Genomic DNA, 14,950 nt, shown 5'->3' with positions numbered 1-14,950 from the left:
ACAAGGCATTATAACTCCCGGTTGAAAATCCCGCGTATGGGTGATACAACAGCCGAAGCAGGCCGGAACGATACCGTTTCGGCGGGATGGGGAGGAACGCTTCGAGAGTTCATTCGGTACGTTCCGGACGGGAGTTCGATGCCGACGGAGATGTGGCGTACCCGGCACCGGAACGTGCTGTTGGTCGTGCTCGCGCACGTCCCGTTCCTGTTGGCGCTAGGCCTCTTCGAGGGGACCGAGCCGATCACGGGCGCGGTAATTCCGGCCGTGCCCACGTGGATGATCGCCGGACCGATCGCGATCATCGTCGTCACTGCGGCACTGGCGAGTTGGTCGAGGTTCAGCCGGCGGACACGAACCGTCGTCGCTGCGTTCTGTGGACTGACCGCCTCGATGGCGTTGACGAAGCTCTCGGGAGGCTATATCGAGGCCCACTTCCATTTTTTCGTCTTCATGGCCGTGCTCGCGTTGTACGAGGACTGGCTCCCGTTTGCGGTGGGGATGGGGTACGTCGGGATCGGCCACGGACTGTTCAGCGTCATCGACGCGAGCCACGTGTACAACCACCCGGCCGCCATCGAGAACCCCGTGGCGTGGGGTGGCGTTCACGCCGTGTTCATTACCGGTCTCGCGCTCGCGTTGGTCGTCAACTGGTACTCCATCGAGAAGTCCCGGGAAGCTGCCAAACGGCAGCTCGAACGGGTCGAAGCGCAGAAATCGGAGATCACCACTGCCGAGAAAGCACAGGCGGAGGCGGAACGTCGACGCGAGGAGGTCGAACGGCTTAACGACCACCTCGTGGAGAAGGCCGACAGCTACAGCAGGTCGATGGGGCGTGCAGCCGACGGCGACCTGACGGTGCGTCTCGAATCGGAAAGCGAGAGCGAGGCGATGACGCGGATCGCCGAGTCGTTCAACGAGATGATGGACGATATCGAGTCGGCGATGCGAGACATTCAGTCGTTCGCTCAGCAGGTGTCGGTGGCCAGCGAGCAGACCTCAACCGGCGTGGGCAGGGCTCGAGAGCTAAGCGAGAACGTAAACGATTCGATCGACGATATCGCCGACGGGGCGACGGAACAGCGTGAGATGCTCGATCAGGTGTCCGCGGAGATGAACAACCTCTCGGCGACGATCGAGGAGGTCGCTTCCTCCACGGAAACCGTCGTCGACGCGGCCGAGGAAACGGCAGCGATCGCCGACGACGGCGAGAGGACCTCGCAGCGGGCGATCGACAGCGCACGGGAGTCACAGCAAGCGATCGACTCGACCGCGGCGAAGGTACGCACTCTCGACGAACGGATGGCCGACATCGGCGAGATCGTCGATCTCATAAGCGACATCGCCGAGCAGACGAACCTGCTCGCGCTCAACGCCAACATCGAGGCGGCGCGGGCAGGCGGGGGCGGAAACGGGTCCGCTGACGGGTTCGCCGTCGTCGCCGACGAGGTCAAACAGCTGGCCGAGGAGACACAGACGGCGGCTGCGGAGATCGAGGAGCTGATAGCCGAGACGCAGGCACAGACCGAGGCGGCGGTCTCGGAGGTTCGAACCGCCGAGGAGCACGTCGAAACGGGTGCTGAAGCCGCTCAAGAGGTCGCGGAGGCGTTCACACGCGTCGCCGACCACGCCAGCGAGACCGACGACGGGATCCGTGAGATCAGCACTGCCACCGACGATCAGGCTGCGAGCACCGAGGAGGCGGTCGCCATGGTCGAGGAGGCCGCCGAGATCAGTCGTGCAACGGCCGACGAGACTGACGACGTCTCCGAGGCCGCCGACGAACAGCTCGCGTCGATGACGCAGGCCGCCTCAAAAACCGATACGCTCAGCGAGCAGGCCGAACGCCTCCAAGAGCTTGTCCGAAACTTCGAGGTCGAGGGGACCCGCTCGCCGGATGCCGGTGCGAAAAGGCCGGTCGCCATCGGTGACGGCGGCCGCTCGGAGTGAACTACCTCTGCCTAGCGTTGGCACTACACGCCTCCGTCCTTGCGAATGGACTGTGACAACGACCCGGAGCCCTGCAAACGGTAGCTCAATCAGTGTCGACGTTCGAGATGACGTCGGCGATGAAGGAGCTGTAATCTCGGGTCTGTAGGTACACCGAGCCCGGTCCCTCGAAGGTCATCACGAACCCCTCGCCGCCGAGTAACGTGCTCTTCAGTCCGCCGACCTTGTGTGTGGAAAAGGAGACGTCAGCGTGCCAAGCAACGGAGTGGCCGGTGTCGACAGTCAGCCGTTCGTCACGATCGAGTTCGCGTTCGACGATACCGCCGTAGCTGCCGACGAACAGCGTCCCGCTGCCGGTGGCCTCCAAGAAAAACAGCCCTTTCCCGCCGAGCCAGGAGCTCATCCCGCCGGATGCGGTGTCGGTTTCGATCCCCTCGCCGTTCGCGACGTACGATCCCGACTGTACGAAGTACGAGTCATGATCCAGATCGATCGCGGCGAGGTCCCCCGGTTGGTTCTGGGCGAACTCGACGTACTGATCGGTTGCGGTGGCGGTGAAGCTGTTCCTGAAACTCTCTTCGTCGGCGAGCATCGACTGCTTGATCGAGCTCAAGACGCCGCCCGCGCTGCTGTGGGTCTCCATCTCGATCCCTTCCGAATGGGCGATCAGCGCCCCGGCCTCCAGCGTGACCGTCTCGCCGGTGTCCAGATGAGCCCGACCCGTCGTGTACGCCGGTTCGTTGCGCAATTCGTACTCCATACTCGATGGTCTGATTCGGCCGATTGATAAAACTGATTGCGTCGCAGACCCCGTCTCGCTTGCAGAAAACGAGGGTGTAAACGGGGACGCGATCGACGATCGGTGGTGCCTAGGGGACGAGAACGACGGGCGTCTCCTCGTCTGCAAGGATCCGATCCGGCGTGCTTCCCTCGAACGAGGCGATGTCGAAAGCGTCCTCGTCGTACCCCATGACCACCGTATCGACAGTTTCACGCTCGACGATCCGAACGATCGCTTCGCGCAGATCGGCCATCGTGTCGGCATCCGCGATCGACTGCGTCCGAACCTCCGCGTCGACCCCGTGCGACTCGGCCATCTTGCGGATACGCGCCGCCCCGATGTTCTCCTCGATGTTGATGCTGTCCGTGGATAGATGTACGGCCGTGATCTCGAGCTCCTGATCGTTACCCAACACGTCTATCGCGTAGGTCACTGCTCGTTCGCTTGCAGGCGCAACCCCGAACGGTTCTGAACGCCTCGCTTCCGGGACGATATCGAACGGGAGCAACACGTGCATACTGAGAGATACGGCTCGTTCAATAAAAAGTATGTTAAGAAATCTCATGGAGTAGGAACGAACGTCCGGAGTCGGACACCCGGATACGCACGGACTCTACGATCCATGGCAACTGCTATTATCCTAGCCGTCGAACCGGACGGGTAAGTAAGCTACCACGCCCTGAAGGGCGTGGCATTCAGCGTGGACTCCCGTTCTAACCGATAATCATGGTAGGCGAGTATTCGCCGTTCACGTTCAACGTCCCGCTGTTCAAGCGCACGCCTACGGGTGCGCCTCCACGCCCAGACTTTTGCTGGTCGCGGAGATACTTCAAGCCGATATTCTTCGCCGCGTTGTAATCCGCGTGAACCTCATACCCGCACTTCAGACACTCAAATTCATCCTGCTCGTTGTTGTGCGGGCGGTTATCCTCGTGGGTGAACCCACACTTCGAGCAACGCTGGCTCGTGTACGCCGGATTGATCTCCGTCTTTCGGTGGTCGCACATGACGATCTCGTTCGTATTTGGAGTGCGGATGCCTCGTTGTATCAACCACAATTAATATGGACAAACACAATGCCTCTAGCGTGCAGATCACACTGATCGGCGTCGGGCAGGCAGGGGGGCGTCTGGCCGATACGTTTCTTGATGTCGACGACTGGCTCGTTCGCGACCCAGTCGCGGGCACATGTGCGATCGACACGTCTCGAGCACACTTGCAGAACCTCTCTGCTGTTCCGGACGCACAGCGGTATCTCATGGGCACGGATCGAGCCAAGGGCCACGGCGTCGGGTTGGACAACGAGTTGGCGGCGACGATCGCCGTCGAGGAACGAGCGAGGATACGCGACATCATCGACGGGCTGCCGATCGCGGAGAGTGATGCGGTACTGACGCTTGCCGGACTCGGGGGTGGTACGGGTTCGGGAATGACACCCGCGATCGCTGAAACCGTCCGCAACGAGTACGACATCCCCGTCTACGGCCTTGGCATTCTTCCACATAGCAGGACATCGCCGATCCAAACCCTCAATGCCGCTCGGTCGTTGCGGTCGCTCCGTCAACAGACCAGCCACGTCTTCCTTTTCGATAACGATGCGTGGGGCGAGGCAGACCCGGACGAAGAGCTGTACCGAGAGCTGAACGAACGGGTGGCCACCGCGCTCGGCACGCTCTTTGGAGTGGTGGATCACGTCGACACTGAGTCCACCGAGGAGACACAGACAGCCACCGAGTACAGTGCGGGCGTTCTCTCGAACAACGCCCTCTCGGCAATCGGCTTCGCAACTGAACCGGCCGACCACATCGCTCCTGCCGAACGGAATCAGGGGCTGTTCAGTCGCCTCTGGCCTACGTCACCGGGAGAGACTGGACCAAACTCCACGGCGGCGGACGAATCCGATCCTTCCGTGCGGAGCAAGCAGATTGAGGAGATACTCAGCGAGGCGACATCGCCACCGTATACGCTCTCGGTTGATCCCGACAAAGACAGGGAGGTCGGACTCTTCGTCATCGCTCCCAAATCATATCTCTCGGAGACGGATTTGCGTGAACAGGAACTCACCACGGTCGACCGTCTCGATCCAACGCATCTGCACGCTTACGAGCCCTCGTCAGCGGGCACCTGCAGTCGTGTCTCTGCAGTCTGTCTGCTGACGGACGACTGCTTCGATCCTGTAGCCGAGCTGATAGAGCAGGCGATTACGCTGCAAAATGACCCGTCATGGATTGAGGAGTTGGAGGTATCGGACCAGTTCCCGGATCTCCTCGAAGAACGTCCGACTGATACTGAAGCGACCACCGCTGACGGGAATGAGGATCTCGAACCCCTGTTTTGACCGCTGCTGCGACTCGTGCACGCGGGGTGAAGCTGCAACCGGTGGGTTGTGAGTCTCGATGCAACCGGTGGGTTGTGAGTCTCGATGCAACCGGTGAGTTGCGAGTCTCGATGCAATCTGCGGCTTCAATTGCGTCAGTCGATTACGCTTCGTAATCGTCCGACTCGGGTTCGGGATGGCCCTCCAAGACGGAGCCCAGCCGGTCGTCGGAGTCGCCGTCGGTGTCGTCCATCGCTCGATGGACGAGGTTGATCACGACGTTGTCGAGCTCCGCCCGGACGGTGCCCGTCGCGAGCCGATCCAGCACCACCGACAGCCACGTGTCGAGGGTGAATTTCGTTTCGGCGGTGATACGTGTCTCCTCGAGATCGGTGACGACGATTCGCGAGTAGCGCTCCGCAAATAGGTTCTCACCTGCCACCATCGTGTACTCGAACCCGTCGTCGATCGGCGAAAACGAGAACACGAGCTCCTCGTTCCGAAACGACGTCGTCACCTCCACCGCCTCGTCACCGGCCTCGACCGACTCGATATCGTACGCCTCCGCACACTCGAGGATCGCCTCCGGCGTGAGCTGTTCTCGCAGATCCTCGGCGGGGAGGTCAACGACGTAGGAGACGTCGACGGTCTGCATATCGTGGATCGTCGCCCGATGCTCTTAAACATCGCCCAGCGGCCCAACGCGCGTCAGAGCACGCCCATCTCGGTGAGCCGTTCGGGGAGATACGTGTCGGTGACGAAGTCGAGTCCGCGGCTCGCGAGCGACTGCTGTTCGGACTTTTTCCCAATCTCGAGCTGGAGCTCGATCTGCTCTTCCCAGTAGTCGGTCTGGAACCGCGGATCCTCCAGCTCTGACTCCAGCGCGTTGATGTCCGAATCCGACAGCGGATCGCTTGGCAGGTCGTACTCGACGATGTCCTCCGGCTGGATCCCGACGTACCGTGCCTCGGGGGTCGCGAGGTACTTCGAGAGGTGTGCGGACTTGATCGAGCCGTACGCGACGGAGCCGTAGATCCGATACGACCATGGGTCGCCGTCGGCGAACACGACGATCGGCACGTCAAGCTCGTCGTGGATCCGCTTCGTGATCCGTCGGGTCGCCCGCGCTGGTTGTCCTTTCAGATGAATGACAAGGCAGTCGTACGCCTCGTCGAACCCGTTCTCCACGAGCCGGTCGCGCATCCCGCCGGTCTCGACCGCGAGCGCGAACTCGATGTCGTCGTCGAGGAACTCGATCATGTCCGGGTTGTTCGGGATCTGATACCCGCCCTCGCCGACGTCCTCCTGACAGTGGATCTCGCGTTCTCCACGGCGCGTCTGCTCGCGGAGCAGTAGCGGCCCCATCAAGGTCGCTCCGGATTCCTCCGGACGCATGTGGAAGTCCTCGCGGGTGACGCCCGTCACGACCTCGAGATCCTCGACGAGGTCGTTCGACTCGTCTTGATTCGAGAACTGCGCTTCCGTGTTGTCCCACGACTCCGAGAGGTAGTACAGCTCCCGCAGGGTCGACGACCGATCCTCTTCGAGCTGATCCGCGAGAAACTCGATCGTGTACGCGGCCTTGAGCAGCTTTCGCGCTCCCCTGACCGAGTTCGCGCTGCGCGTCGACGTCCGGTCGCCGTACGTCCAGACGCCGCTTGCTTCGTCGTACTCGATGTTGCTTTTCGTCCTCGTCGGGAGCGTCATCTCCGGGATCTCTCCGGCTGCGAACTGGTCGTAAAACTCCGCGGCCAGATCGATGAGCTCCTCGCGTGCTTGGGCTTCGTTCGTCATTTACGCGTTCACCGTGAGCTTCTCCGTTTCCACGCCGCCGACGCTCACGTCGAAGTCGGCGGTCTCGTCCACGCTGTACGTCAGCTCCGCGTCGTCGCCCGCGCTCACCTCGGGGTTCCACTGCACGAACCACTCGCCGTCCATGTCGATGACGGTTCCGGCCGAGAGATCGGTCGGCTCCGCGGAGACGATATCCGTTATCTCCAGTGTCTCCGCCGTGTCCGAGTGGTTCTCCACGGACAGCGTCACTCGGCTCCCGTTCACCTCCCGGTCGACGCTGACGTTGTTCATGATTCGCGCGAGCGCGCCGGAGATGTCCGGCCGGTCGCGGCCGGTCACCTCCGACACCTTATCGGCCATCTCCGGAAGGATCCGACCGAGCACGTCCTGTTTTTCGCGGCGTTGCTGCATCGACCGGCGCTTGTTCAGATACGATTTCAACTCCCGGGCGGCCTCCCGTACCGCGAGTTCGATCTCGTCTTCTATCGCCGGCACGTTCGCCAGCGCGTCCTTCGACTCGCTGGTGAACGGCACGTTTGTCGACGCGACGTGGATCGATACGACGGCCGGGCCGTTCGGGATCCCGGAGCCGCCCGGTTGGTCGAGCCCGTAGTTGCGCCAGCCGATCGACTTCACCACGTCCGTCGTTGCACACGCCCCGCGCTGGTAGACGAGCGGAACGCGGTTGGCGAACCGGAGCACCTCGATCGATCCTTCCGCGGGGATGTCGCCACCGTACGCGATGCCCGCCTCCACGATGAACGGGTCACCGCCGTGAACCTCGGCGTCGCGTGTCGCCGCCGCGTAGAAGTCGGCGTCGTACTCCTTGCGAAGCCCCGCCTCGACGAGTTCGGCCGTTATCGGCGCGAGACAGTCGGTCGGCGGCGCGAGGATGTCCGTCTCCCGCATCGCCTCGAGCAGGTCCGCGGCGGCGTCGCGGTTGTCGGCGACCGCGCTCACCTTCGGCGGGTCGTCGGACACCGTCCGCGCCCGCGACCACACCGCCTCGACGACGTTCTCGCGTGCGGTGTCACCGAACGTGACGTCGTGCTGTTCGATGACGAAGTTCGCGGCGTCGGCGACGAGCCGTTCGAGGTCGTCGTGGGTGATCCGGAACGCGTCGCCGTCGAGGTTCGCGAACCGGCGGGCGAGCGCCTCCGCCATCGCCTGGATCGTCTCGTCGTCCTTCCGCGTCGATGTCGCGTCGTCGACGATCGCGTACACGTCGGGGACGAGCGTCGCGCCGTCGGCGTCGCGGATATCCGTCTCGTCCGAGGCAGCGTCGGAAGCGCCCTCGCCGTCGCCGTCCGCGCCGATTCCCGTCACCGCGGTCCACGCCGCGTTCACGGCGTTCTCCCGGACCGTCGAACCGAACGTCCGGCCCGTGTCCTCCTCCACGTCGTCGGCGATGGTGTCGACGATCGCGGCGATCTCCGAGCGAGAGAGGTGGTCGTTGCCAGCGACCGTCTCGGCGACGCCCGACGCGAACGACGCGGTCGCCTCGGCACCCTTGTTCGCGACTGCGGCTTCCACCGCGGCCTCGACGTCGCGGTCCTCGTGGGCTCGCGGCGGCGACCATGCGATCTCGCGCCCGTAGTAGCGGTCCCGGAAGTTGTCGATGACGGACGTCGCCGTCTTGCGGCCGACCCGCGTGAACTCCTCCTGGAGGAACCCGGAGACCGAGTACGACTCCGTCGCCTCCAGCATCTTGATGAGCGCCCCGAGCTCCACGCCGTGCGGATGTGGTCGGATCTCTTCCGTCTCCGCCGGCAGCTCGTCGGTCGCGCGCTCGAACTTCAGCGGCTCCTCGAGCCCCGGCTCGCGCAGCTCGACCCGGGCATGGGGGTTGACGACCGCCGTGTGCTTGATGTAGTCGTGCAGCTGGCTGCGAGCCCGCATGTTCGCCTCCATCTCCAGCTCGATCCGGGTCCCGTGCGGTCTGTCCCACGTGGTCTCCTCGTCCACTTTGATCTGCGGCTCGTTCGTGTCCGTGTCGATGATGAGCTCGAAGTACTGCGCTCGCGACTGGCCCTTCGGTCGGGACGTGATCTTCGCCGGGTGGCCGGACGTGAGCTGAGAGTACAGTACAGCCGCTGAAATCCCGATTCCTTGTTGTCCCCGACTGTTTTTAACGCTCAGTGCACCCTCGTTGGAGACGACGAAGTTCTCGTCACCCCCGGACTCGCCAGGAACGGAAACGTCGTACACGTGCTCCGGCGGCTCGGTTTCGGTCACGCTCTTCACCGACAGCAGGCACATGTCCGTATCCGTGATTCCGTGTAGGTCGGTGACCGTTTCCCAGAGCGAGTCGAGCGAGTCCGTCGCGAAGCCGGCGTCGTCGAGGAGCCCATACTCCTGGAGGTTGTGTGCGTACCTCGGTTCGTCGATCTGCTCTCCGTCCAGAGCACGTTCGATCAGTGAGGCGTACGTCTCCGCGTGTTCTCGGCTCGACCCGATTCCGGCACCCATCAGCAATCCGGGAATCGTGTCGGGCACCGTTTCGGTGTCGGCGTCGCTGACACGCACCTCGTCGAGTAGCGCGGTCGGGACTCGCTTGTACTGCTGTGTTCGCGGTGATTCCGAGCTTTTTAACGCATCGACGGTGTCGATATCGGACCCGTACACCTTCGTCCGATACTTCGTGGAAATACCGTCACCGTACCCGTCGCCATCTTCCGAAATCTCCGTACTCGCGAGGACGCCCTGCATGTTCCAAAGCGTCGAGACCTGTCGAGCCAGCGTCTCGCTCCGCGTCGTGTGGGACAACTCGTTGCTCGGGTGCGAGTCGGACCCGTCTCCCTCGTAGAGCGCTCCGATGAACCGACGCTGGAGCTCCGAGTCGAGGTCGAAGACGAAGCTTGGAATCCGCTTATCCTCGGCGGCATCGCCACAGACGGATTTCAAGAACAGCGCCAGTGGCGAACCGAACGCCTTCACGCGCGTCGAGTTGCGCTCTCGTTCGACAGTCGTCGTCGCTTCACCGATCGTCCGTACTGCCTGTTCCGTCGCTTCGATCAGATTCGATTCGTGGCTTCCGAACGTGAATCCGACTTGTCGCGGTCCCACGTGCCCCTCCGACACGTAGTACGCCAGCATCTCGATCAGCGACTCGTCGACCGGTAGCGACACCGGAAGCGTCGTCTCGTCGCCGCCGACCCGATAGGTCTTGAACTCGCAGTCGGCTGCCTTCTCTTCCCAACCGAGTTCTAAGACCGTCTCCGCCGGGAGATACCCTTTCTGGAGGTAGTTCTGATCGAGGCTGTCCTTCAGTATCTCGACACCGTGGTATCGGTAATACGTGCGCTTTCGGTCGCTTTCGCCCGACGGCTTCCGGCGAATCGTCTCTTCGGTCCGGAGCTGCTTGAGCGTCTCTCGATCGAAACCGTAGACGTAGACACGCCGATCGGCAAACTCCCTCCGGTCGACGTGCTTGAGGAGATTGATCTCCTCGACGGTTCGATCGGTCGATGGCAGCGTACGGGGCGTGAGGAGCGTGTCACCGGATTCGAGCTCGCCGGCTTTCACCTCCCGTGTGACCCCGTTGGAGTCGACGCTGAACACGCTGTGGTTCCCGGTGACCTCGACGGTTCTCCCCTTTTGAGTCGCTATCTCGTAGGTACGTTCGTCCGTTTCGTGACGGATCGCGTGAGTGACCGGCTGCCAACTCATCTCCTGCGTCTCGCGATTGAACGACGGGACTTCGATCCCGTCGGAGATCGGGGCCGTCCCGTCACCGTCACCCGGGAGGTACGCGTCACAGAGTACGCCGATGGGGATGTACTCGACGTTTCCGTCCCGCCTAATGAGCAATTGTTGATCCGGGGTCAACGACTGCTCTCTGGCATGAAACCGGCTCCCATACAGCAGCTTCCCGAACACTTTAGGGAGCTGTTCTTTCGTGATGCCCGGTCCGTTGTCCTCGATGACGAGGCGGTAGTAGTCGCCGACCTCCTCGATCTCGACGTAGATGTCGGGAAGGACGCCGGCCTCCTCGGTCGCGTCGAGGGCGTTGTCGACCGCCTCCTTGACAGCGGTGACGAGCCCACGGGCGCCCGAGTCGAAGCCGAGCATGTGTTTGTTCTTCTCGAAGAACTCGGCGATGGAGATCTCGCGCTGGCTCTCGGCCAGCTCCTCGGCGATCCCCTCCTCGTCGCCGATCGTCGACTGGAAGGACGTCATTCGGTGCGCGTATCTTTCGCGGTGGGCCCTAAAAGCACACCGGCAGCGAGGTGAAAGTGAAGTCGCTCGAGCGCTGCCGCTCGGCGGGTGAATAACGCAGTGCGCTGTTCGTGAGACCGTGCTGCGCGTCCGAACGTGACCGAGTTACAGTCGGATGACCGACTTACAGCCGGGTGAGGTTCTTCGCGCGGGGGCCCTTCTCGGCCTCCTCGATCTCGAACTCTACCTCCTGGCCTTCCTCGAGGTCCGGGCCGCCGACGTCTTCCATGTGGAAGAACACGTCCTCGTCCGCGTCGTCAGTCTCGATGAATCCGTAGCCGCCAGTGTCGTTGAAGAAGTCGACCTTGCCTGTCGCCATCGCGTCCGTACAGACTCACAACGAGGATATAAGTGTTGTGTCGATGGTGCGGGGTATCACGTTCCGGCGGCCTCTCCGGCAGCGATAAAAAAGCCGACCATCGCAGTGATTAATGCCACGACTCCGATCGCAACCGAGCCGATCTGCAAAACGTCTCCTTCGAGCCGATTAGCGATGAGGAGCAGGAACGCCGCGGTCACGAATCCGATCAGTGCGAGCGTCCGACCGAACCGTCCGAGATCGATGCCCGGTTCACTAGACACGATTGAGAACCTCGAACAGCACACCGTTGTATTCGTCGTCCGTCGCTGCGTTTCCGAGCGAATGGATGGTGTGTGAAATCCACATTCCCGCGGTGAAATTGATGAAGGCCACCATCGAAATGAGCCCTATCTGTCCCTCGACGAACAGTCCGGAAAGTACGGCGCCAACGAAACCGATCGCCATAACAGCGTGCGTCACGAGCGATCGAACCCCGAAATCAGCAAGTTGCGTGGAAACACGTGATCCGACTGGCATACACCTAATTGGACCGACTGAAGATAAGGGTTTGGCGCAAAACATCCCGGTGCGCCTGAAGTCACGCAGCCACGGACGAACGTTCATATGGGCAGCCACGGACGAACGCTCATGTGAGCAGCCACGGACGAACGTTCACAGAAACTGCGCCAGTTTCATCGGCCGGTCTATTTGGATATCTGAAATACAGCGTGCTCACTCTTTGCTTTCGAACGTCAGATCCGGGGAGAAACCGTTATATTCCAACCACAACCCGCATGAGTAGGGACCCCGTACATGTAACCATATGAGCGCTCGCCGCGCACACCTCGAGATCGGCGGAATGTCCTGTTCGACGTGTTCCGGGACGGTACAGGACGCGTTAGCGGAGATCGACGGCGTCGACGAGGCGTCGATCAACTTCGCGACCGACGAGGGAACCGTCTCGTACGACCCCGAGCGCGTCGATCTGTCGACCATCTACGACGCGGTCCGGGAGGCGGGGTTCGACCCGGTCTCCGAGACGGCGACGGTCGGGATCGCGGGGATGAGCTGTTCGACCTGCGCGGCGACCAACGAGGAGGCGATCGGCGGCGTTCCCGGCGTCGTCGACGTCAGCGTCAACGCCGCCACCGACGAGGCGCGCGTGGAGTACAACCCCGTCGACGCCGACCTCGCGGACGTGTACGCGGCGATCGAGGACGCCGGATTCGAGCCGGTGCGGGGGGATGACGACTCCGACGGCCCCGGTGACCGGGGCACCGGCGAGGAGCGCGAGGGGGAGGACGCGGACGTCGACCCCGGCGAGCGACGGCAAACTGCCGCCGAGCGCGAACTCGTCCGTCAGCGTCGACTCGTGGTCGGCGGCGGGCTCCTCACGCTCCCGTTCTGGTACCTGATGGGAGGGATGTTCGGCCTGTACGAGGTGCCCGGCGCGGTCGCGGGGATCGATCTCGGCTGGGTCGAGTTCGTCGTTGCGACGGTGTTGATGGCGACGCTCGGCAGGGAGTTCCTCGCCGGCGCGTGGCGCGCGTGGTCGAACGCTCGCGACGTCAACATGGACACGCTCGTCGCCATCGGCACCTCGGCCGGGTACCTGTTCAGTACGGCCGTCCTGATCGGCCCCCTGCTCGGCTATCCGCTCGTCGGCGATCTGTACTTCGAGGCGGTGGCGTTCATCCTCTGGTTCATCACCGTCGGTAACTGGCTCGAGGTGCGTTCGAAGGCACGCGCGAGCGACGCGCTCCGCGAGCTGCTCCGGATGAGCGCTGACGAGGCGACGCTCGTCGACGAGGACGGTCGCGAACGCACCGTCGACGTCGAGGCGATCGAGGTCGGCGACGTGATGAAGGTTCGTCCGGGCGAGAAGGTGCCGACGGACGGCGTCGTGGTCGACGGGGAGAGCGCGGTCGACGAATCGATGCTCACCGGCGAGTCCGTCCCCGTCGAGAAGAGTCCGGGCGACGAGGTCGTCGGCTCGACGGTGAACGAGAACGGCGTCCTCCTCGTCGAGGCGACGAAGGTCGGCAAGGACACCGCGATCCAGCAGATCGTCGAGCGCGTTCGCGAGGCGCAGTCCCGCCAACCCGACATCCAGCGGCTGGTCGACAAGGTGTCCGGGGTGTTCGTCCCGGTCGTCATTGCGAACGCGACGATCTGGGCGCTCCTCTGGGCGCTGTTCCCCGAGACGCTGGCGGCGTTCGTCGGCTGGCTCCCGCTGTGGACGCCGGTCGGCGGCGGACCCGTCGTCGGCGGGGTGAGCATCTTGGAGTTCTCGATGGTCGTGTTCGCCTCCGCCGTCCTCATCGCGTGCCCCTGTGCGCTCGGGCTCGCAACGCCCGCGGCGACGATGGTCGGGTCGACGATCGCCGCGACGAACGGCGTGTTGTTCAAAGGGGCCGACATCCTCGAGCGCGTCCGCGACGTCGACGTCGTCGTCTTCGACAAGACGGGAACGCTCACCCACGGCGAAATGGAGCTAACCGACGTGGTGCCGTTCGAGAACGGTGAGCCGGCTGGGTCGGGGCTATCGAGTTCGGACGGCGGTGCGGCCGACCGCGGCGTGGCCGACAGCGGGGTGCCCGATGGAGGTGTCGCCGTGGAGTCCGACGCCGCTGCCGACGGTCCAGATGCTGAACTCGCCGACGCTCGCGACGCCCGGCTGCTCCGGGCGGCTGCGGCCGCGGAGTCGGGCAGCGAGCATCCGCTCGGCCGGGCGATCGTCGACGGCGCGCGGGACCGCGGGCTCGACGTCGACGAGTTCGGGGAGCCGGAGTCGTTCGAGAACGTCCCCGGGCACGGGGTGCGGGCGACGACGACGGTCGGTGAGACGCTCGTCGGCAACCGGAAGCTGCTGCGGGACGCGGGGATCGACCCGGCTCCGGCGGAGGCGACGATGAAGCGGCTGGAGTCCGCGGGGAAAACCGCGATGCTCGTCGCCGTCGACGGCGAGCTGCGCGGCGTCGTCGCCACCGCGGATACGGTACGCGAAAGCGCCCGCGAGACGGTTGCGACGCTCCGCGACCGCGGGATCGCGGTGTCGATGCTGACGGGCGACAACGAGCGCACGGCGCGTGCGGTCGCCGAGCAGGTCGGCATCGACCCGGGCCGCGTGCGTGCGGAGGTGCTCCCCGAAGACAAAGCGGACGCGATCGACGCGATCCAGTCGGACGGGAGTCGCGCGGTGATGGTCGGGGACGGCGTCAACGACGCGCCCGCGCTTACGACCGCCCACGTCGGGATCGCGATCGGCTCCGGAACCGACGTCGCAATCGAGTCCGCAGACGTGACGCTGATGCGCGACGACCCGCGGGACACGCTGAAGGCGCTTCGCATCTCCGAAGCGACCATCTCCAAGGTGCGACAGAACCTCTTTTGGGCGTTCGTCTACAACGCGACGCTGATTCCGGTTGCCTCGCTCGGCCTGTTGAACCCCGCGCTTGCCGGGCTCGCGATGGCCGGCTCGTCGGTGTCGGTGATGACGAACAGCCTCGCCTTTAGCCGGTGGACGCCGGATACGGATTACCACTTCCTGCCCGCTCGCCCGTTGTATCGACTGTTCAGGTAAGCGGCT

At 63.6% G+C, this 14,950-nt stretch carries 11 protein-coding genes and 1 pseudogene; 3 read left to right on the top strand and 9 right to left on the bottom strand.

The features are described 5' to 3' along the window. The first annotated feature begins 36 nt into the window (after positions 1 to 36). Positions 37 to 1,950 (top strand): methyl-accepting chemotaxis protein, encoded by a 1,914-nt coding sequence (locus ACYQ0R_RS08165; protein WP_459822330.1) that lies wholly within the window; start codon positions 37 to 39, stop codon positions 1,948 to 1,950. An 85-nt stretch (positions 1,951 to 2,035) separates the two neighbouring features. On the opposite strand, the gene ACYQ0R_RS08160 is transcribed toward ACYQ0R_RS08165, so the two are convergent. From ACYQ0R_RS08160 to ACYQ0R_RS08150, 3 genes and pseudogenes are all read right to left on the bottom strand, one after another. Then, positions 2,036 to 2,710 (bottom strand): TIGR00266 family protein, encoded by a 675-nt coding sequence (locus ACYQ0R_RS08160; RefSeq protein WP_459822328.1) that lies wholly within the window; start codon positions 2,708 to 2,710, stop codon positions 2,036 to 2,038. A 109-nt stretch (positions 2,711 to 2,819) separates the two neighbouring features. Further along, positions 2,820 to 3,248, bottom strand: a complete 429-nt coding sequence (locus tag ACYQ0R_RS08155) for a hypothetical protein (RefSeq protein WP_459822326.1) — start codon at positions 3,246 to 3,248, stop codon at positions 2,820 to 2,822. 196 nt (positions 3,249 to 3,444) lie between these two features. Then, positions 3,445 to 3,717: pseudogene (locus ACYQ0R_RS08150) on the bottom strand (zinc ribbon domain-containing protein); the annotation flags it as partial. Positions 3,718 to 3,818: 101 nt separating this feature from the next. On the opposite strand from ACYQ0R_RS08150, the gene ACYQ0R_RS08145 reads away from it, so the two are divergent. Beyond that, positions 3,819 to 5,069 (top strand): FtsZ/tubulin family protein, encoded by a 1,251-nt coding sequence (locus ACYQ0R_RS08145; RefSeq protein ID WP_459822324.1) that lies wholly within the window; start codon positions 3,819 to 3,821, stop codon positions 5,067 to 5,069. A 142-nt stretch (positions 5,070 to 5,211) separates the two neighbouring features. Here the strand turns inward: ACYQ0R_RS08145 and ACYQ0R_RS08140 are convergent, their stop codons facing one another. From ACYQ0R_RS08140 to ACYQ0R_RS08115, 6 genes are all read right to left on the bottom strand, one after another. Then, on the bottom strand, positions 5,212 to 5,703 hold the full coding sequence (locus ACYQ0R_RS08140) for a hypothetical protein (RefSeq protein WP_459822322.1): 492 nt from the start codon (positions 5,701 to 5,703) through the stop codon (positions 5,212 to 5,214). Between the two features lie 53 nt (positions 5,704 to 5,756). Then, the gene (locus tag ACYQ0R_RS08135; protein WP_459822320.1) at positions 5,757 to 6,842 is read right to left on the bottom strand and encodes a DNA topoisomerase IV subunit A; all 1,086 of its coding nucleotides are present in this window, start codon (positions 6,840 to 6,842) and stop codon (positions 5,757 to 5,759) included. Beyond that, on the bottom strand, positions 6,843 to 11,021 hold the full coding sequence (locus ACYQ0R_RS08130; RefSeq protein WP_459822318.1) for an ATP-binding protein: 4,179 nt from the start codon (positions 11,019 to 11,021) through the stop codon (positions 6,843 to 6,845). Between the two features lie 163 nt (positions 11,022 to 11,184). Continuing rightward, positions 11,185 to 11,379, bottom strand: coding sequence for a cold-shock protein (locus tag ACYQ0R_RS08125; protein WP_112078482.1), 195 nt, complete (start codon positions 11,377 to 11,379; stop codon positions 11,185 to 11,187). A gap of 56 nt (positions 11,380 to 11,435) precedes the next feature. Continuing rightward, positions 11,436 to 11,642, bottom strand: coding sequence for a hypothetical protein (locus ACYQ0R_RS08120; protein ID WP_459822315.1), 207 nt, complete (start codon positions 11,640 to 11,642; stop codon positions 11,436 to 11,438). Beyond that, positions 11,635 to 11,898 (bottom strand): hypothetical protein, encoded by a 264-nt coding sequence (locus tag ACYQ0R_RS08115; protein WP_459822314.1) that lies wholly within the window; start codon positions 11,896 to 11,898, stop codon positions 11,635 to 11,637. The genes ACYQ0R_RS08120 and ACYQ0R_RS08115 overlap by 8 nt, the downstream gene beginning before the upstream one ends. Before the next feature lie 286 nt (positions 11,899 to 12,184). Here ACYQ0R_RS08115 and ACYQ0R_RS08110 point away from each other — a divergent pair, with 286 nt between their 5' ends. Beyond that, positions 12,185 to 14,944 (top strand): heavy metal translocating P-type ATPase, encoded by a 2,760-nt coding sequence (locus ACYQ0R_RS08110; protein ID WP_459822312.1) that lies wholly within the window; start codon positions 12,185 to 12,187, stop codon positions 14,942 to 14,944. The last annotated feature ends 6 nt before the right edge of the window (positions 14,945 to 14,950 follow it).

Source organism: Halorubrum luteum (assembly GCF_054652935.1).
This window is presented reverse-complemented; position numbering and strand designations above follow the sequence as displayed.

Bases quoted from the DNA above. Each gene is read 5' to 3' on its own strand.
- ACYQ0R_RS08165 (WP_459822330.1), top strand. From the start codon at position 37: ATGGGTGATACAACAGCCGAAGCAGGCCGGAACGATACCGTTTCGGCG.
- ACYQ0R_RS08160 (WP_459822328.1), bottom strand. From the start codon at position 2,710: ATGGAGTACGAATTGCGCAACGAACCGGCGTACACGACGGGTCGGGCT.
- ACYQ0R_RS08155 (WP_459822326.1), bottom strand. From the start codon at position 3,248: ATGCACGTGTTGCTCCCGTTCGATATCGTCCCGGAAGCGAGGCGTTCA.
- ACYQ0R_RS08140 (WP_459822322.1), bottom strand. From the start codon at position 5,703: ATGCAGACCGTCGACGTCTCCTACGTCGTTGACCTCCCCGCCGAGGAT.
- ACYQ0R_RS08135 (WP_459822320.1), bottom strand. From the start codon at position 6,842: ATGACGAACGAAGCCCAAGCACGCGAGGAGCTCATCGATCTGGCCGCG.
- ACYQ0R_RS08130 (WP_459822318.1), bottom strand. From the start codon at position 11,021: ATGACGTCCTTCCAGTCGACGATCGGCGACGAGGAGGGGATCGCCGAG.
- ACYQ0R_RS08125 (WP_112078482.1), bottom strand. From the start codon at position 11,379: ATGGCGACAGGCAAGGTCGACTTCTTCAACGACACTGGCGGCTACGGA.
- ACYQ0R_RS08115 (WP_459822314.1), bottom strand. From the start codon at position 11,898: ATGCCAGTCGGATCACGTGTTTCCACGCAACTTGCTGATTTCGGGGTT.
- ACYQ0R_RS08110 (WP_459822312.1), top strand. From the start codon at position 12,185: ATGAGCGCTCGCCGCGCACACCTCGAGATCGGCGGAATGTCCTGTTCG.